Raw genomic sequence first — 17,230 nt, forward strand, 5'->3', positions numbered from 1 at the left:
AGGCCCATGTTTACCCATCGGACGAAGCCGCCTGACAAAGTGGGTGGCCGCCTGCCGGAAACCCAGCCTTTGGTTTGCGTTGGCAAAGCAAACCAACAAGCTGTTAAAACCGCTCTAGGTATCAAAATGCTCGACTTTTCGGAGAGCCCATCCTATCTGCGATAGGTCGAAAATCTTCATTTCCCTCAAGGAGCCAATTCATGACAATCAAGGTAGGCGAGCGTTTGCCGGATGCTACTTTCAAGACCAAATCCGATGACGGCGTCAGCGAAGTGCGCTCCGACGCTTTGTTCAAGGGCAAGAAGATCGTCCTCTTCGCTGTTCCAGGCGCATTTACTCCGACATGCAGCATGAACCACCTGCCCGGTTACCTGGAAAACCGTGATGCCATCCTGGCAAAGGGTGTCGACTCCATTGTTGTTGTTGCGGTCAATGACCCGCATGTGATGGGCGCATGGGCCAAGGCCACCAACGGCGAAGGCAAGATCCAGTATCTTTCGGACGGCAATGCTACATTTACCAAAGCTGTCGGTCTCGACATCGACCTTTCGGCCGGAACGATGGGTGTGCGCTCGAAACGTTATTCAATGCTGGTTGAGGACGGCGTCGTGAAGCAGCTCAATATTGAAGAGTCGCCTGGTCAGGCGGTGACATCGAGCGCTGCCACTATTCTTGAACAGCTCTAAGCACCCAAACCGCAAAACAAAAGGGCCGGTAACCGGCCCTTTTTCAATCCTGTGGCAGCGATTTTCGCTTGAACGGCGCCATCCCTGCACGCGCCAGTTCATCGGCACGCTCATTCTCCGGGTGACCGGCGTGACCCTTGACCCAGTGCCATTCTACCTTGTGGCGTTTGCGGGCTTCGTCCAGGGCTTGCCAGAGCTCGGCATTCTTCACCGGTTGCTTCGCAGCTGTCTTCCAGCCATTACGCTTCCAGCCGTCGATCCAGCTCGAAATGCCATCGCGGACATAGACAGAGTCCGTATAGAGATCGACCTTGCAAGGTTCCTTGAGGGCATTCAGGGCCGAGATTGCCGCCATCAGCTCCATGCGATTGTTGGTCGTGTCCGCCTCGCCACCCGAGAGCTCTTTTTCATTGCCATTCCAGCGTAACACAGCGCCCCAGCCTCCGGGACCCGGATTGCCTGAGCACGCGCCATCGGTGAAAGCCTGAAGTTCCTTCACGCTTTCTGCCCTTCCAAGGCGAGACCGTATTCTTCTGCTGATTTGATCTGACGATGAAACCGCATGCGGCGGACATATTCCATGGGGTCCTTTTTGACGACAAGACTGCCTTCCGGGGTGTTCAGCCAGTCATAGAGACGCGTCAGCATGAATCGCAGGGCAGAACCGCGCGAGAGGATCGGCAAGCTCGCTGCTTCGTCTGCCGACAACGGACGGATTGAGTTATAGCCACGAAGCAAAGCCGTGCCTTTGGTAAGGTTGAAGGAGTGGTCTTTCTCAAAGCACCAGGCGTTCAGGCAAACAGCCACATCATAGGCAAGCAGATCGGTGCAGGCGAAGTAGAAATCGATCAACCCTGAAAGCTTGCTCCCGAGAAAGAAGACATTGTCGGGAAACAGATCGGCATGGATGACGCCGTGTGGCAGATGCGACGGCCAATTGGCTTCAAAGAAAGCCAGATCCTCTTCGGTCTCCTTGCCCAGGCCCGGTTCGACCCGATCCGCACCAGCCTTGGAATTATCCCACAGCGGTCGCCAGCCTTCGACTGAGAGCGCATTGCGACGGCGCATGGGGAAATCCCCGCCCGCGACGTGCATCCCCGCCAGGGCCTCGCCCAAGGCATAGCAATGCTGGACCGTCGGGCGCCGCATCCACATGCCTTCAAGGAACGTCACGATTGCTGCGGGGCGCCCGGCAAGCTCACCAATACTGGAACCAGATTTCTGGTTGACCGGCAGAGGGCAACTTATCCCCTTCCCCGCAAGATGACGCATAAGACCAAGAAAGAACGGCAGATCATTGCTGTTCACCCGCTTCTCATAGAGAGTCAGGATGTACGATCCGGTGCTCGTGTGAAGCAAATAATTGGAATTCTCGACGCCTTCGGCGATGCCCTTGTAGGAAAGCAATTCGCCGATATCATAGTCCTTGAGGAAGTGTGCGAGATCGATCTCATTGATGTCCGTGTAAACAGCCATGATTATCGGCTTCCATTGACAAAGGCCATGTCGCCAGTTGTCAGTTCGACATCACGAAGGTCACGCATCACGTGGAAGTTCTCGGTTTCGATGGTCGTTTCAGCAAGTTCGATGGCCACGGAATAGCGCTCCGAAAAGAACTGGATAATTTCGTCGACAATGATTTCCGGGGCAGAGGCACCCGCCGACAGCCCCACAACCGAGATGTCGCCAATCAAATCCCAGTCGATATCCGAAGCGCGCTGTACCAACAGCGATTGCGCTGCACCGGACCGTTCCGCGACTTCCACCAATCGCTTGGAGTTGGATGAATTCGGCGCTCCCACCACGAGGAAAAGATCGCAGCCCGGCGCTGCCGCTTTCACTGCGTCCTGGCGGTTTGTTGTTGCATAGCAGATGGATTCGGCAGCAGGAGCCGTGAGTGCGGGAAAGCGCCGTTGAAGGGTCGCAATGATCCCCGCCGTGTCATCCACCGATAGCGTCGTCTGCGTTACGAAGCCGAGATTATCCGGATCCTGCGGCGCATAAGCCTCGGCGTCCTCGATGGTTTCAACAAGTGTGACCGCGCCTTCCGGAAGTTGGCCCATGGTGCCGATCACCTCCGGGTGGCCTGAATGGCCGACGAGGATGACATGACGGCCAAGCCGTTGGTGGCGCATCGCCTGCTTGTGCACTTTGGACACCAGAGGGCATGTCGCGTCGAGATAGAACAGGTTCTTGTTCTCGGCATCGGCGGGAACGGATTTCGGTACGCCATGGGCAGAAAAAACGACGGGCTGGTCGCGATGCTCCGCCGGGATTTCTTCCAACTCTTCGACAAAAACGGCGCCCCGTGCCTGCAGCCCCTCGACCACATAGCGATTATGCACGATCTCATGGCGGACATAGACCGGCGCACCGTATTTCTTGAGCGCCAGAACGACGATCTGGATGGCGCGATCCACACCGGCGCAAAATCCGCGCGGTCCGCACAAGCGGATTGTCAGTGGTTTCTTTTCAGCCATCGTGTCGTGTCTCGCAGTAAATGTGCTTCTTGGAATTGGGCGGCAATCAGCGGGAAGTCAAGTCCGAACGCCCGTATTCACCGACTTCCGGTTCATTTGACGTGGGCAGCTTATATCGCCGCCATAGCGACACTCCCATAATTGCGACCAAGGTTGCAGCCAGACCATACCAGGTGACGGCGTATTGAAGATGGCTGTTCGGCAGATCGATGATCGTCACGCCACCGATCGGCAGGCCGCCGGGATTGGGCGTCTTGTCCGCATCGATGAAGAAGGGCACCAGTTTGTCTTCTTCGATACCGGATTGACCCGCCATCGTCGGCAGATCCTTCCAGTAGTAGGTATTCGTTACGAGATCATTGTTGGGCACGATCGATGATGGTTTGGCGGTGAGCGGATTACGGGCAAGCCCCGCAATGGTCACTTGCCCCTCAACCTGACCTTCGGGACGCGTTACTGAATTTTTCTTGTCGTAGGGAACGAAGCCACGATTGACGAAGACTGCACGGCCATCGTCCAGCAGCAGCGGCGTATAGATGTAATATCCCGAAAAACCGTCATAGGTCGCAAAGAAATGCCGCTCCCTGTCATTGAGCAGACGGCCGGTGGCCGTCACGGTTCGGTAATCGACATCCTTCTGATTGGCCCAGATCTCTTCCGTCTCAGCGAGGGAAGCCGGTGCCGCATGGGTTCGGGCTTCAATCTCCGCCAGCAGACCTTCTTTCCAATACAAGCGCTCGACCTGCCATGTCCCGAGTGCGATCAGGATGGTAAAGACAATCGTGCCAAGGATGAGCGTGATCCATGGAAATCTCTGGCGCCTTGCTGGCATGGCTATATCATTCATTTGGAAGATCAAGCTGTCCTTCGGAAGCTTTGTGTTTGTACTGGAGGGCGATAAGCACGCCCTTCATCCAGCGCAGTGCCAACAGGCAGAGCACAAGCGCCAACGGAATCCACAGGATGAAATGCAGCCATAATGGTGGATCGAGCGTGACCTCCATCCAGAGCGCGAGGCCGACGACGATGAAGCCAATCAAGAGCATGACCAACACAGCGGGACCTTCACCTGTATCGATAAAGGAATAATCGAGCCCGCAGCTCGAGCATTGCCTTGCAGGTGCCAGGAAGCCGTCGAACAACTTCCCCTGCCCGCAACGGGGGCAACGTGCCTTGACGCCCGCAGTGAATGGGTCAACTGGCGGATATAGGGCACTGTCTTCAGTCATAGGTCTGCATACTCAAGGATTGATTACGATTGGCGTTCCATCCTGGACCAGCGTCCAGATTTCATCCATCTCCTGATTAGTGACGGCAATGCAACCGTCTGTCCAGTCGATAAGTTGAAGCACCCATCCCCACCAGCCGTAGCCGTTGGCGGCACCATGAATCATGATTGCACCGCCGGGTGAGACACCCACGGACTTCGCTGCCGCCATGTCCTGCATGTTCGGGTAGGAAATGTGAATGGATTTATAGGCCATGCTCTTGGGGTTTCGCCAATCGAGAACGTAGCGGCCCTCTGGCGTACGTTCATCACCTTCCCATCGCTTATGGCCAACGGGTCGTGCGCCCAGCGCGATCTTGTATTCCTTGACCACCGCTTCGCCGGACAGAAGCTGCATGCGGCGTCCCGACTTCTCCACACGAACAAGATCAACCTTGCCATCGGCAGCGTGAGTCATCGTCGCAAATAGCGATGTGAACAGGACAGGAAGGAGTGAGCTGGCGAGCTTCAGCTTGGGCATGGCGTAATGCATACGCAGGATTGTGCTCAAAAAAAGAGGGCGGCCACGTTTCCGCGGCCGCCCCACCGATTTCGATTGGCTTCAATTACTCGACAGCAATCGCGGCGCCCCAAGACGCCCATACGTAGATCGAGAAGAACAGGAACAGCCAGACAACGTCAACGAAGTGCCAGTACCATGCGGCGGCTTCGAAACCAAAATGCTTCTGGGGCGTAAAATCACCACGCAATGAGCGAAGCAGGCAAACCGCCAGAAAGATGGTGCCGATGATGACATGGAAACCGTGGAAGCCGGTCGCCATGAAGAAGGTTGCGCCGTAAATCGAGTCCTTGAATGCGAATGGCGCGTGAACGTACTCGTAGCCCTGCACGAACGAGAACAATATGCCAAGCAGGACGGTCAGCGTCAGACCTGTGATGAGGCCCTTGCGATCATTGTGAATCAACGCGTGATGCGCCCAGGTCACCGTCGTGCCGGAAAGCAGCAGGATGATCGTGTTGTACAGCGGCAGGTGCAGGGGATCGAGAACCTCAATGCCCTTGGGAGGCCATACGCCGCCTGTAAACGCGGTACGTGCGACTTGCTCGGCTTCACCTGGAAACAGGCTGGCATCGAAGAAGGCCCAGAACCAGGCAACGAAGAACATCACCTCGGAGGCGATGAACATGATCATGCCATAGCGCAGATGCAGGGAAACTACCCGCGTGTGGTGGCCTTCCTTGCTTTCCTTGATCGTATCCGACCACCAGCCATACATGGTGTAAAGAATGATCGCCAAGCCGATGTAGAGAATCCATGGATTGGTGAGGTTGGCTCTAAAAAGCACAAGCTCGCCGCCGCTGTTATAGCGCATAAAGGCGATTGCCCCGATGGCTAGAACGAATGCTCCGACCGAGCCGAGAAACGGCCATGGGCTTGGATCAATAATGTGGTAGTCGTGGTGCTTCTGGTGCGCTTCGGCCATTCTAACCCCCGCAAGTTCTATTCATCTGTTTGGGCACTGGCCATTGGCCAGTGCAGTTCAAAGCTGTCCTGACGCGTTCTTCTTCACATCCGCATTGGCAGCAACAGGTGCCGGCATCGGGATTGGGAAGAAAGTGTAGGACAGGGTGATTGTGTTGACGCCCTTCAACTCGGGCGCGTTGACGATATCCGGATCAACGAAGAATACGACGGGCATCTCAAGGTCTTCGCCCGGCTTCAGGACTGTATCCGTGAAGCAGAAGCACTCGACCTTGTTGAAATAGGCACCCGCTGCCATCGGCGTCACGTTGAATGCAGCACGGCCCGCAGTGGGTTTATCCGTAATGTTCCTGGCTTCGTATTTGATCAGCTTGGTCTCGCCAATATTCATGGTCACGTCGCGCTGAACAGGCTCGAAATGCCAAGGCAAGCCACCGGATGTATTGGCGTCGAAGCGAACCGTGATCTTCTTGTCGAGAATTGTATCAGACATCTGTTCGACCCGCTGGGTCGTTCCGCCATAGCCAGTAACCTGACAGAACATCGCATAGAGCGGAACCGCTGCAAACGCCATTCCGACCATACCGAAAAAGAACGCCAGGCAAGAAACCGCGATTGTACGATCCGAGACTTTACGCTTCGGCGTGGCAGAAGTTCCTGGGCTCTGATTGCTTTCCTCGGTCATTTCGCTGCTCACATCGACCGGCTGAGAATATTGGCACCGAGCTTCGCCCAGGTGCCCACATAAACGATGATAACGAAGGCAGCCAAGGCTAGCGCAAGCGCGATCGAACGGCTGCGCTGCGCTTTCCTTTGCTTGTCCGTGAGAGTCACGCGGTCATTGCTCATATCAAGCACCTGCTAACAAAAGTGCTTTACGCACGAGAATTTCGCCGAGAAGCACGGCATAGAGGCTGAAAAGGTAGAAGATCGAGAAGGCGAACATCTTCTTCGCCGGCCTCATCATCGCTTCGCCAACGGGAGAGCGCCACACAGTCCAGGCCGATGCAAGAAACGCAGCACCCATTGCTACCGAGAACACGCCATATACGGGTCCGGCAAATCCCATGATCCACGGCAGAACAGCAACGGGAGCAACCAGGAGTGTATACAGAAAAATCTGGAATTTCGTCGATGCCTCGCCCATGACATTGGGCATCATCGGGATCTTGGCCTTCTCGTAATCATCCGACATGAAGAGCGACAGAGCCCAGAAGTGCGGCGGCGTCCACAGAAAGATAATCAGAAAAAGAACAATGCTTTCCATGCTGATCGAATTGGTCACAGCAGCCCAGCCGATCATCGGGGGAAACGCACCAGCGGCACCACCGATCACGATGTTCTGCGGTGTCGAACGCTTCAGCCACATCGTGTAGACGACAGCATAGAAGAAAATGGTAAAGGCCAGCAGGAAAGCTGACAGGAGGTTGACGAAGAGGCCAAGCGTCACGACCGAAAAGACAGAGAGCAAAAGGCCGAACGTCAAAACCTCTTCACGCGAAATACGTCCTGCAGGGATAGGGCGTTTGGCGGTGCGCTTCATGATGGCGTCGATGTCTGCATCGTACCACATGTTAAGCGCGCCCGACGCGCCTGCCCCAACCGCGATGCAGAGGATGGCAATGGCGGCCAGCACTGGATTGATCTGGCCTGGTGCAGCCATCAAGCCGACAAAACCGGTAAACACGACCAGCGACATCACACGAGGCTTGAGCAGCGCGATATAATCCGACGCATTGGCTTCAGAGAGGCCAATGCTCGTATCCAGGCTCGCGTTTTTCTCAACCAGTGGCATTCGTTCAATCTTGTCGTTTTCAGGCAGCAACTTTGTTCCAGAAGATGTCCGGGCCGCTGGTTTCAATGGCCCGGACATCACGTTTCCTACTTGATACGTGGGAGCTGTTCCCACTGATGGAAGGGCGGCGGTGATGACAGCTGCCATTCGAGGGTTGTTGCACCTGCACCCCACGGATTGGCGCCAGCTTCACGCTTCTTGGCAAATGCTTCGAAGACGCCGAAGAGGAAGATCAGGACCGCAACACCGGAAATATAGGAACCGATGGACGATACTTCGTTCCAGCCTGCGAAAGCATCCGGATAGTCGATGTAACGGCGCGGCATGCCGGCAAGACCAAGGAAGTGCTGCGGGAAGAACACCAGGTTTACGCCGATGAACATGACCCAAAAATGCGTGTGCGCGATCGTGTGGTTGTACATGTAGCCGGTCATTTTCGGGAACCAGTAATACCAGCCCGCGAAAATACCGAATACGGCGCCAAGCGACAGCACGTAGTGGAAGTGCGCGATAACGTAGTAGGTGTCGTGCATTGCGCGGTCGAGACCGGCATTGGCGAGCTGAACACCGGTCACGCCACCAACAGTAAACAGGAAGATGAACCCGATCGCCCAGACCATTGGCGGCTTGAACTCAATGGATCCGCCCCACATCGTGGCGATCCAGGAGAAAATCTTCACGCCTGTCGGAACAGCAATGACCATCGTCGCGAAGACGAAGTAGCGCTGCGTGTCGAGCGAGAGACCAACAGTGTACATGTGGTGAGCCCAGACGATGAACCCGACAACACCGATAGCAACCATGGCGTAGGCCATTCCGAGGTAACCGAAAATCGGCTTTCTGGAGAAGGTCGAGACAATGTGGCTGATGATGCCGAACGCCGGCAGGATCATGATGTACACTTCAGGGTGACCGAAGAACCAGAACAGATGCTGGAACAGCAGCGGGTCGCCGCCACCTTCCGGCGCAAAGAAGGTCGTTCCGAAGTTACGATCCGTCAGAAGCATCGTGATACCGCCAGCCAGCACCGGCAGAGCCAGCAGCAGCAGGAACGCGGTGATCAGAACCGACCAGGCGAACAACGGCATCTTGTGCAGCGTCATACCGGGAGCGCGCATGTTGAAGATCGTCGTAATGAAGTTGATTGCACCGAGAATGGATGATGCGCCCGCAATGTGCAGCGACAGGATGGCAAAATCCATCGCCGGACCGGGCTGACCGGACGTTGCGAGCGGCGGATAAATCGTCCAGCCGCCACCTGTACCGAAACCGCCGGCTGGGCCGGGGACGAACATGGACAGGATCAGCAGGAGAAGTGCTGGGGGGAGCAACCAGAACGAAATGTTGTTCATGCGCGGGAAGGCCATATCCGGCGCACCGATCATGATCGGCACCATCCAGTTGGCAAAGCCGCCGATGAGCGCGGGCATGACCATGAAGAAGATCATGATGAGGCCGTGGGCTGTCGAGAACACATTGTACATGTGTTTGGCGGCGTCAATCGCCGAATCCCCTTCGAAGCCGTAGACCATGGATGCGAGACCATGGAAAATCTGGATGCCGGGCTGCTGCAGCTCGGCACGCATGGCGATCGAAAGACAACCACCAATGATACCAGCCGTGATCGCGAAGATCAGATAAAGCGTGCCGATATCCTTGTGGTTGGTCGAATACACCCAGCGCGTCCAGCCTGTCGGCTTATGAGCGTCATGGGCTTCGTGAGCTGCAGAACCTGCCATCAAAGTGCTCCCGTTCCTCAAATAATGCGCGTCAACCAGCTTAGTTGCCGGCTACGTTTACGTTCTTGTCTGTGTCGATTTTTGCGGTCAACGCCTTGTATGCGCCCGGAAGATCCTTTCCGGCCGCGGCGAACCACGTATCGTACTGCTCTTGCGAAACAACGTGGATCGCGATTGGCATGTAGGCATGATCCTTGCCGCAAATCTGCGAACACTGACCATAGTACATGCCTTCCTTGTTTGCCTTGAACCAGGTCTCATTGCTGCGCCCGGTGATGGCATCCATCTTCACACCGAATGCTGGCATCGAGAAGGAATGAATGACGTCGGCTCCGGTAACCAGGAGACGTACCGTCGTGTTCACCGGTACAACCATTTCGTTGTCAACCGCCAACAGCCGAGGAAAGGCTTTGCGATCCTCTTTGCCAGCCGCAGCGCGGTCCGCATCTTTCAGCAGAACGGAATCGAATGAAACAGGCGCGTCTCCTGCCTGATATTCATATCCCCAATACCACTGAAAGCCGGTGGCCTTGATGGTCATCTTGGGCTCTTCGGGCGAATACTGCGCCGTCAGAAGCTGAAAGGACGGAATTGCCAGGAAAAGAAGAATGACAACCGGACCAACGGTCCAGACGATTTCCACTGCCGTATTATGGCTGGTCTTTGAAGGGACCGGGTTGGCACTGGCGCGATAGCGAATCATGACCCAGGCCAGGAGGACCATGACGAAAAGCGTAATCGGGATGATGAACCACAATGTGTAGCGTTCAAACCAGATGATCTGCTCCATGATAGCGGAGGCAGCGGGCTGGAACGTCATCTGCCAAGGTTCCGGCTGTGCAGCATAGGCAGATCCGGCACTCAACAGGCCACTCAGGACACCCATCAGCGTGACAATATTCTTCTTCACCTAGAAATCTCCCGAATGAAGCTTTGATTCCATACGTTAAGGCCCGACCTAGACAAGGCCCGGATATATGCCGCGTTCAAACCACACATTAGCTTACATCGCAAGGAAGGCGAACGTGATCTCATGCGGCATTTTTGCGCGCAGCTTCTCTCGCGTCGACGATAGGTATACACATGGTGCACGTTTTTTCGCATTCGCGGTGATTTTGCAGCGTGAGGCGTGGGTTGGCCCACAATCCGGCCATTTTTGCATCACACCACACACTACTGTGCCGCCATATGCTGGGGAGTGTTTGAGCGGCATTCTTTTCATCTGCGACGTGGAGGTTTAACGTCTGGATGATTCGTTTTGGAGCCTACATGTTCTCTTTCGCGCTACGTAGCATCGCCGCTGGTCTGCTCGCTCTGTCAATGACTGCCCTTGCGGGTACCGCAATGGCGGCTCAACAAAGCGGTACGGTCAAATCCACCCATGGCGCATGGTCTATCCTTTGCGACACGCCTGCAGGCGCCAAGTCGGAACAATGCGCATTGATCCAGAACGTGGTTGCAGCAGACCGACCCGAAATGGGCCTGTCGGTCGTTGTCCTGAAAACCGCCGACAACAAAGCCAAAATCCTGCGCGTGCTCGCACCACTCGGGGTGCTCTTGCCGAACGGCCTTGGTTTGAATGTGGATGGCAAGGATATCGGCCGGGCCTATTTCGTTCGTTGCTTCGAGGATGGCTGCTATGCGGAAGTCATCCTGGAAGATCAGCTCGTCCAGACCTTCAAGACCGGCAAGGCCGCAACCTTCATCGTCTTCCAGACCCCGGAAGAAGGTATCGGCATTCCTGTCGAGCTCAACGGATTTGGCGAAGGTTTCGACGCTCTCCCCTGAACATCTTTCAAATTTGCCTTCAAGATTGCGGTTGTCGTGAGCCCATCGAAGGCTTACATCCGGTTCATGCAAATTGAACCGGATCATTTATCATGAAAAGCCTGATCGACAGTTTTGACGCGCCACGCGAAAAAATCCTCGAAACCGTCAAGCAGAGTCTCGATGGAGCCGATGATGGCGAGCTTTTCATCGAGTACCGGGAATCGGAAGGTTTGGCCTTTGACAATGGCCGGCTGAAGAACGGCTCTTTCAATCAGGATCAGGGTTTCGGTCTGCGCGCCGTCGCTGGCGAAGCGGTTGGCTATGCCCACGCCGGTGAATTGTCACTTGGCGCACTCAAGCGCGCTTCAGATGCTGCTTCAGCTGTCCGGACCGGATATGCCGGAACCTACACTGCAGCACCACCCGGAACAAATCGCAGCCTTTACAGCGACGAGAATCCGCTTGGCTCGCCAAGTTTCGAGGCGAAGGTGAAGCTCTTGCAGGAGATCGATGCCTACCTGCGCGGCAAGGATCCGAAAGTTCGGCAAGTATCCGTTTCCCTTGCTGCATCCTGGCAGCAGGTGGAAATCCTGCGTGCCGATGGTCATTTCGTTCGCGATGTTCGCCCGATGGTTCGACTCAACGTATCTGTCGTAGTTGGTGACGGCGATAGGCAGGAAAGCGGCACGTACGGTGCTGGTGGTCGCAAGGGATTTGGCGAATTCATCGCCGCCGATAAATGGCAATATGCTGCCGACGAAGCACTGCGCCAGGCTTTGGTCAATCTGGAAGCGATTCCAGCACCAGCCGGAACATTCGACATCGTGCTCTCCAGCGGCTGGCCTGGAGTCATGTTGCACGAAGCCGTCGGCCACGGGCTCGAAGGCGATTTCAATCGCAAAAAGACATCCGCCTTTGCCGGGCTGCTCGGCCAGAAGGTAGCATCAAAAGGCGTTACCGTCGTTGATGATGGCACGATCTCGGAACGGCGCGGTTCGCTCACTGTCGATGATGAGGGCATGCCAACCAACAAGACGGTGCTGATCGACGACGGCATCCTGGTCGGATACATGCAGGACCGTCAGAATGCCCGCCTGATGGGAATGGAGCCTACCGGCAACGGACGGCGCGAATCCTACGCGCATGCTCCGATGCCGCGCATGACCAACACCTATATGCTGGGTGGTGACAAGACGCCCGAGGAAATCATCGCATCCGTCAAGAACGGCATCTATGCTGTTTCCTTCGGCGGCGGTCAGGTGGATATCACGTCCGGCAAGTTCGTCTTCGGATGCACCGAAGCCTATATGATCGAGAACGGCAAGCTCGGTGCGCCGGTGAAGGGTGCGATGCTGATCGGCAATGGACCTGATGCGATGCAACGCATTTCCATGGTCGGCAATGATCTGCAGCTCGATACGGGTATTGGCAATTGCGGCAAGGGAGGCCAGTGGGTGCCTGTGGGCGTTGGCCAGCCGCATCTGCGCATGGATCAAATGACCGTTGGCGGGACGGCGGTATAACCGCCTCGGCCTATTTCTTCGACAACAAAGCCACCGCTTCGACATGCGACGACCAGAGAAACTGGTCGATCGGCACGACGCGGTCGATCTTGTAGCCACCCTTGACGAGAATGCTCAGATCGCGCCCCAGCGTGACCGGGTTGCACGAGACTGCCACGACCTTCGATACGGATGATTTGGCGATTTCGATTGCCTGTGCTTCCGCACCCGCACGCGGCGGATCGAACACCAGACCAGCGAACGGGGCCAGTTCCCTCGCCAGAAACGGCCGGCGGAACAGATCGCGCCGCTCGACGGTGACGGGCTTCAGGCCCTGCACGTAACGCACGCTGCGATCAAGTGCTGCGACTGCAGCCTGATCACCTTCGACCGCGTGAACAGCAGATTTTTCCGCGATCCTCAAGGCGAATGTACCTGAACCGCAAAAGAGGTCGATCGTCTTCTTGGCCTTGGCAAGATGGCCTGTAACCAGTGCAGACATGGCTTCTTCAGCATCAACAGTTGCCTGAAGAAATCCGCCCGCTGGCAGAAACACCGGCACTTTGCCGAAGTGAATGATGGGTTTTCTCGGCTCGACAATGATTTCACCTTCGAAACTCAGGCGGGCAAAATCCTTCTTGAGAACCAGCCCGGTCAGTGCCTGGCGCTTGGCGGCGTCCGGCGCAGCGCATCCGGATGCAGTAATGTCGAGACCAGAGGCTGTCGACGTTACAGTCAGTTTGAATGGCTTCATGCCGCCGCCGAGCACAGCGACGAGATCGCGGAGGTCATCAAGGCGCGAAACGATTTCCGGAACGGTCACAGGACATTCCGAGATGTCGATGAGTTCGTGGCTCAAATGCCGGTTGAAACCGAGAACCGCCCCATGCTCGCTGGTGCGTACCGCAAACACCGCACGCCGCCGTGTATGTGGCACGCACGGCACGAGAGGATCGAGCGTGAACGCAAGTCCCCTGCCCGCCAGCGCATCCTGAACAAGTGACCGTTTCCAATTCTGGTAGGCGCTGTTCTGCCAATGTTGCAGTGCGCAGCCGCCGCATTCCTCAAAATGCCGGCAAGCGGGCGCGATGCGCTCGGGCGAAGGCTCGAGCAAGGCCATGAGCGTGGCGCGGCCATGTTCGAGCGCGACATTGGCAACTTCACCCGGCAACGAAAACGGCACATAGGCGCTGCCGGCCGAGGTCGCGGCAATGCCATCGCCACCGGCGCCCATTCGTTCAATCGTTACGCGCGTACTCATCAATCTTTTCTTTTCAATCTTTTCTTTTCAAGCTTCGCTTTCAGGCTTTGCTTTTTCAAGCTTCGCTTTCAGGCTTTGCTTTTCAGGCCGGCCAGAAGAAATTCGCGATTGCCATCGCCACCCTCAATGGGCGAAGGGCAAAGCCCGAGGGCTTTCCAGCCCGGCAATCCATCCAGCCAGTTCCTTAGATCATTTGCGACGCGTTCACCATCCTTGGGATCGCGCAAAATGCCGCCCTTGCCGATTGCCTCACGGCCAGCCTCGAATTGCGGCTTGACCAGAAGTACGCAATGGCTCCCCGGTTCTGCCAGATCCAGCGCCGGCGGCAGGGCAAGTCTGAGCGAAATGAAGCTGACATCGGAGACGACCAAGCCGACTCTCTTCCCGTCCAGATGGTCGCGCTTCAGCTCTCGGGCGTTCAGTGTTTCAAGATTGCTGACGCGAGAATCAGTTCGCAGGCTGTCGTGCAACTGACCATGCCCGACGTCGACAGCGATGACATGGTCCACGCCGCGTTCGAGCAGAACTTGTGTGAAGCCACCGGTTGATGCGCCAATATCGAGAGCGGTGTGTCCTTTGACTTCGATTGCGAAATGGTCGAGGCCTGCAATGAGCTTTAGCGCAGCGCGGGAGACGTAGGGGCTTGCCGGGTCATCGACGCTGATGCCCGCGGTCTCCGGGATCGTTGCACCCGGTTTGGTGACGACAGCTCCATCTATTTGCACCGTCCCGCGCACAATGGCGTCGCGTGCCCGTGACCGGCTGGCAAACATGCCTCGTTCAACCAGAAGCTGATCGAGCCGCATCAAACCGTCTTACGCACGGGCGGGTGCAACCATGTGGTCGCGGCCGAGCGCACCAAACACCGCCTGCACGATACCTGCACTGTCGAGTCCAGAACGCGCATACATGGTTTCCGGCTTGGCATGGTCCAGATAAAGATCGGGCAATGTCAGCACGCGAACACGAAGACCGTTGTCCAGAAGCCCATCCCGGCTGAGGAAATGCAGGACATGCGAGGCGAACCCACCGATCGCACCCTCCTCAACAGTGACAAGCACTTCATGCTCTCGCGCCAAACCGCGGATCAGATCTTCATCCAGAGGCTTGGCAAACCGCGCATCGGCAACCGTCGTGGAGAGGCCCGCAGCATCGAGTTCATCCGCGGCTGCAAGGCATTCCTGCAGGCGCGTGCCGAACGACAACAACGCCACTTTCGACCCCTCGCGGATGATCCGGCCCTTGCCGATCTGCAGAATCTCCCCACGTTCCGGCAGGTCAATGCCAACCCCATCGCCGCGGGGGTAACGGAAGGAGATCGGGCCTTCATCATATTCCGCCGCCGTGCGCACCATATGGCGCAACTCTGCCTCGTCGGATGCTGCCATGACCACGAACCCTGGCAATGCAGCTAGGAAACCCGTATCGAACGATCCCGCATGGGTCGCGCCATCGGCGCCCACCAGCCCTGCCCTGTCAATCGGAAAGCGTACGGGCAGATTCTGCAGCGACACGTCGTGCACCACTTGGTCATAGCCGCGTTGCAGGAATGTCGAATAGATAGCGGCGAACGGCTTGAAGCCTTCGCTCGCCAAGCCCGCCGCAAACGTCACTGCATGCTGCTCGGCGATGCCGACATCGAAAGTACGTTCGGGGAAAACCTCGCCAAAAAGATCAAGGCCAGTGCCGCCCGGCATCGCCGCGGTGACCGCAACGATCCTGTCGTCGTGACGTGCTTCCTCAATCAGGCTGGTGGCGAAGACCTTCGTATAGCTCGGCGCATTGGCGGGCGGCTTCGCCTGCGCGCCTGTAATCACATCGAATTTGTTGACGCCGTGATATTTGTCCGCCGCCGCTTCGGCAGGTGCGTAACCCTTGCCCTTCTGCGTCACGACATGGATCAAAACCGGACCGTCCAAGGTATCCCGGACGTTCTTCAGCACGGGCAGCAGGTGATCGAGATTATGCCCGTCAATCGGTCCGACGTAATAGAAGCCAAGCTCCTCGAACATCGTGCCGCCGGTCCAGAAGCCGCGCGCATATTCTTCCGAGAGCCGCGCCTTCTCCTGCAGGAATTTCGGCAATTTCTTTGCAAGCTGCTTGGCGGTCTCGCGGAAGGAGCGATAGGCGCGTCCGGAAACAAGGCGGGCCAGATAGGCACTCATCGCTCCGGTTGGTGGTGCAATCGACATGTCGTTGTCGTTGAGAATGACAATCAAGCGTGCATCAAGTGCTCCGGCATTGTTCATCGCCTCATAGGCCATGCCCGCCGACATCGCGCCGTCGCCGATCACCGAGATGACATTGCGCTTCGTGCCGGAAAGGTCGCTGGCGACGGCCATGCCCAGACCAGCGGAGATCGATGTGGATGAATGGGCGGCGCCGAAGGGATCGTATTCGCTCTCGCTGCGCTTGGTGAAACCGGAGAGCCCGCCTTCCTGCCGCAATGTGCGGATGCGATCACGCCGTCCGGTCAGTATCTTGTGGGGATAGGCCTGGTGGCCGACATCCCAGATGATGCGGTCATGCGGCGTGTCGAAGACGTGATGAAGTGCAACGGTCAGTTCGACAACACCAAGTCCGGCGCCGAGATGACCGCCAGTCGTCGACACCGCGTCGATCAATTCCGTTCGCAAGTCCTGCGCCAGCTGCGGCAGGTCGGATTCCGGCAATTGGCGCAGATCCGACGGGATTTTGACGCGATCAAGCAGTGGTGTTTCAAAATTCTTGGCCAAAGCGCAGGTTCCAGTTTCAAGCTCAACTCTTGGCAGAGGGCTGGCGCCGTTCCCTAAAGGAAATCCAGCAAACCAGCAAGAAGCGGAAGTTCGTTCGCTCCCAAGTCAATTTTCGGGCAAGGGTATGAATTCTTCCGCGTCGCCAGGCACGATATCAAATCGGCCGGAACGCCATTCCTCTTTCGCCTGTTCGATCCGCTCTTTGGACGAGGAAACGAAATTCCACCAGATATAACGCTTCGAGGGCAGAGCAGCACCGCCAAACAGCATGAAATGCGCCCCCTCCGGTGCGTGGATGACGATTTCATCGCCGGTGCGGAACGCCAAAAGGCGGTCTGCGGGAAACGTTTCGCCAGCAACTTGCACCGATCCATCCAGCGTATAGATGGCGCGTTCTTCAGCTGCATCGCCCGGTATTTGAATGTGACTTCCGGGCTGCAGCCGAATATCAACATAAAGCGTTTCCGCGTGCTGCTTCACTGCGGAACTGGCGCTATGGAACTTGCCCATGACGATGCGCGCTTCCATGCCGTTTTCGCGCAACATGGGCA

18 protein-coding genes and 1 pseudogene are annotated in these 17,230 nt (G+C 56.7%); 3 read left to right on the forward strand and 16 right to left on the reverse strand.

Annotation, left to right across the window (positions count from 1 at the left end):
- The first annotated feature begins 200 nt into the window (after positions 1–200).
- Positions 201–686, forward strand: coding sequence for a peroxiredoxin (locus BLM14_RS13315; protein ID WP_099999794.1), 486 nt, complete (start codon positions 201–203; stop codon positions 684–686).
- 43 nt (positions 687–729) lie between these two features.
- Here BLM14_RS13315 and rnhA read toward each other — a convergent pair whose 3' ends face one another.
- The 12 genes from rnhA to coxB form a co-directional block, all read right to left on the reverse strand.
- The gene (gene rnhA, locus BLM14_RS13320; RefSeq protein ID WP_099999795.1) at positions 730–1,185 is read right to left on the reverse strand and encodes a ribonuclease HI; all 456 of its coding nucleotides are present in this window, start codon (positions 1,183–1,185) and stop codon (positions 730–732) included.
- Positions 1,182–2,162, reverse strand: a complete 981-nt coding sequence (locus tag BLM14_RS13325; RefSeq protein ID WP_099999796.1) for a homoserine kinase — start codon at positions 2,160–2,162, stop codon at positions 1,182–1,184. The genes rnhA and BLM14_RS13325 overlap by 4 nt, the downstream gene beginning before the upstream one ends.
- A 2-nt stretch (positions 2,163–2,164) precedes the next feature.
- The gene (gene ispH / locus BLM14_RS13330) at positions 2,165–3,166 is read right to left on the reverse strand and encodes a 4-hydroxy-3-methylbut-2-enyl diphosphate reductase (RefSeq protein ID WP_099999797.1); all 1,002 of its coding nucleotides are present in this window, start codon (positions 3,164–3,166) and stop codon (positions 2,165–2,167) included.
- Between the two features lie 46 nt (positions 3,167–3,212).
- Complete coding sequence (locus BLM14_RS13335; protein WP_099999798.1) at positions 3,213–4,013, reverse strand: SURF1 family protein; 801 nt, start codon at positions 4,011–4,013, stop codon at positions 3,213–3,215.
- Complete coding sequence (locus BLM14_RS13340; protein ID WP_099999799.1) at positions 4,006–4,395, reverse strand: DUF983 domain-containing protein; 390 nt, start codon at positions 4,393–4,395, stop codon at positions 4,006–4,008. The genes BLM14_RS13335 and BLM14_RS13340 overlap by 8 nt, the downstream gene beginning before the upstream one ends.
- Before the next feature lie 12 nt (positions 4,396–4,407).
- A complete protein-coding gene (locus tag BLM14_RS13345) occupies positions 4,408–4,851 on the reverse strand; it encodes a L,D-transpeptidase family protein (protein WP_237143549.1) in 444 nt (147 codons plus the stop codon).
- A 148-nt stretch (positions 4,852–4,999) separates the two neighbouring features.
- Positions 5,000–5,878, reverse strand: a complete 879-nt coding sequence (locus tag BLM14_RS13350; protein WP_099999801.1) for a cytochrome c oxidase subunit 3 — start codon at positions 5,876–5,878, stop codon at positions 5,000–5,002.
- A gap of 57 nt (positions 5,879–5,935) precedes the next feature.
- Positions 5,936–6,562 carry a cytochrome c oxidase assembly protein gene (locus BLM14_RS13355; protein ID WP_099999802.1) on the reverse strand — a complete coding sequence of 209 codons (627 nt, stop codon included), beginning with the start codon at positions 6,560–6,562 and terminating at the stop codon, positions 5,936–5,938.
- Between the two features lie 8 nt (positions 6,563–6,570).
- Positions 6,571–6,726 (reverse strand): hypothetical protein, encoded by a 156-nt coding sequence (locus tag BLM14_RS31550; RefSeq protein ID WP_165788431.1) that lies wholly within the window; start codon positions 6,724–6,726, stop codon positions 6,571–6,573.
- A 1-nt stretch (position 6,727) separates the two neighbouring features.
- Complete coding sequence (gene cyoE, locus BLM14_RS13360; RefSeq protein ID WP_100001307.1) at positions 6,728–7,672, reverse strand: heme o synthase; 945 nt, start codon at positions 7,670–7,672, stop codon at positions 6,728–6,730.
- A gap of 86 nt (positions 7,673–7,758) precedes the next feature.
- A complete protein-coding gene (gene ctaD / locus BLM14_RS13365) occupies positions 7,759–9,411 on the reverse strand; it encodes a cytochrome c oxidase subunit I (RefSeq protein WP_099999803.1) in 1,653 nt (550 codons plus the stop codon).
- 40 nt (positions 9,412–9,451) lie between these two features.
- On the reverse strand, positions 9,452–10,297 hold the full coding sequence (gene coxB, locus BLM14_RS13370) for a cytochrome c oxidase subunit II (protein ID WP_100001308.1): 846 nt from the start codon (positions 10,295–10,297) through the stop codon (positions 9,452–9,454).
- A gap of 434 nt (positions 10,298–10,731) precedes the next feature.
- Here coxB and BLM14_RS13375 point away from each other — a divergent pair, with 434 nt between their 5' ends.
- The gene (locus tag BLM14_RS13375; protein WP_237143550.1) at positions 10,732–11,199 is read left to right on the forward strand and encodes an invasion associated locus B family protein; all 468 of its coding nucleotides are present in this window, start codon (positions 10,732–10,734) and stop codon (positions 11,197–11,199) included.
- A 92-nt stretch (positions 11,200–11,291) separates the two neighbouring features.
- Entirely contained in the window at positions 11,292–12,704 is a 1,413-nt protein-coding gene (gene tldD, locus BLM14_RS13380; protein ID WP_099999805.1) for a metalloprotease TldD, read from the forward strand.
- Positions 12,705–12,714: 10 nt separating this feature from the next.
- Here the strand turns inward: tldD and BLM14_RS13385 are convergent, their stop codons facing one another.
- From BLM14_RS13385 to BLM14_RS32665, 4 genes and pseudogenes are all read right to left on the reverse strand, one after another.
- A complete protein-coding gene (locus BLM14_RS13385; RefSeq protein ID WP_099999806.1) occupies positions 12,715–13,944 on the reverse strand; it encodes a class I SAM-dependent RNA methyltransferase in 1,230 nt (409 codons plus the stop codon).
- A 68-nt stretch (positions 13,945–14,012) separates the two neighbouring features.
- Positions 14,013–14,750 (reverse strand): TlyA family RNA methyltransferase, encoded by a 738-nt coding sequence (locus BLM14_RS13390; RefSeq protein WP_099999807.1) that lies wholly within the window; start codon positions 14,748–14,750, stop codon positions 14,013–14,015.
- Between the two features lie 9 nt (positions 14,751–14,759).
- Positions 14,760–16,679, reverse strand: a complete 1,920-nt coding sequence (gene dxs, locus BLM14_RS13395) for a 1-deoxy-D-xylulose-5-phosphate synthase (RefSeq protein WP_099999808.1) — start codon at positions 16,677–16,679, stop codon at positions 14,760–14,762.
- A gap of 105 nt (positions 16,680–16,784) precedes the next feature.
- Positions 16,785–17,177: pseudogene (locus tag BLM14_RS32665) on the reverse strand (pirin family protein); the annotation flags it as partial.
- Positions 17,178–17,230: the final 53 nt, after the last annotated feature.

Origin of the sequence: Phyllobacterium zundukense (genome assembly GCF_002764115.1) — a bacterium.
In the GTDB taxonomy this organism is placed as follows: domain Bacteria; phylum Pseudomonadota; class Alphaproteobacteria; order Rhizobiales; family Rhizobiaceae; genus Phyllobacterium; species Phyllobacterium zundukense.

Bases quoted from the DNA above. Each gene is read 5' to 3' on its own strand.
- BLM14_RS13315 (WP_099999794.1), top strand. From the start codon at position 201: ATGACAATCAAGGTAGGCGAGCGTTTGCCGGATGCTACTTTCAAGACC.
- BLM14_RS13325 (WP_099999796.1), bottom strand. From the start codon at position 2,162: ATGGCTGTTTACACGGACATCAATGAGATCGATCTCGCACACTTCCTC.
- ispH (WP_099999797.1), bottom strand. From the start codon at position 3,166: ATGGCTGAAAAGAAACCACTGACAATCCGCTTGTGCGGACCGCGCGGA.
- BLM14_RS13335 (WP_099999798.1), bottom strand. From the start codon at position 4,013: ATGAATGATATAGCCATGCCAGCAAGGCGCCAGAGATTTCCATGGATC.
- BLM14_RS13340 (WP_099999799.1), bottom strand. From the start codon at position 4,395: ATGACTGAAGACAGTGCCCTATATCCGCCAGTTGACCCATTCACTGCG.
- BLM14_RS13345 (WP_237143549.1), bottom strand. From the start codon at position 4,851: ATGACTCACGCTGCCGATGGCAAGGTTGATCTTGTTCGTGTGGAGAAG.
- BLM14_RS13350 (WP_099999801.1), bottom strand. From the start codon at position 5,878: ATGGCCGAAGCGCACCAGAAGCACCACGACTACCACATTATTGATCCA.
- BLM14_RS13355 (WP_099999802.1), bottom strand. From the start codon at position 6,562: ATGACCGAGGAAAGCAATCAGAGCCCAGGAACTTCTGCCACGCCGAAG.
- BLM14_RS31550 (WP_165788431.1), bottom strand. From the start codon at position 6,726: ATGAGCAATGACCGCGTGACTCTCACGGACAAGCAAAGGAAAGCGCAG.
- cyoE (WP_100001307.1), bottom strand. From the start codon at position 7,672: ATGCCACTGGTTGAGAAAAACGCGAGCCTGGATACGAGCATTGGCCTC.
- ctaD (WP_099999803.1), bottom strand. From the start codon at position 9,411: ATGGCAGGTTCTGCAGCTCACGAAGCCCATGACGCTCATAAGCCGACA.
- coxB (WP_100001308.1), bottom strand. From the start codon at position 10,297: ATGGGTGTCCTGAGTGGCCTGTTGAGTGCCGGATCTGCCTATGCTGCA.
- BLM14_RS13375 (WP_237143550.1), top strand. From the start codon at position 10,732: ATGACTGCCCTTGCGGGTACCGCAATGGCGGCTCAACAAAGCGGTACG.
- tldD (WP_099999805.1), top strand. From the start codon at position 11,292: ATGAAAAGCCTGATCGACAGTTTTGACGCGCCACGCGAAAAAATCCTC.
- BLM14_RS13385 (WP_099999806.1), bottom strand. From the start codon at position 13,944: ATGAGTACGCGCGTAACGATTGAACGAATGGGCGCCGGTGGCGATGGC.
- BLM14_RS13390 (WP_099999807.1), bottom strand. From the start codon at position 14,750: ATGCGGCTCGATCAGCTTCTGGTTGAACGAGGCATGTTTGCCAGCCGG.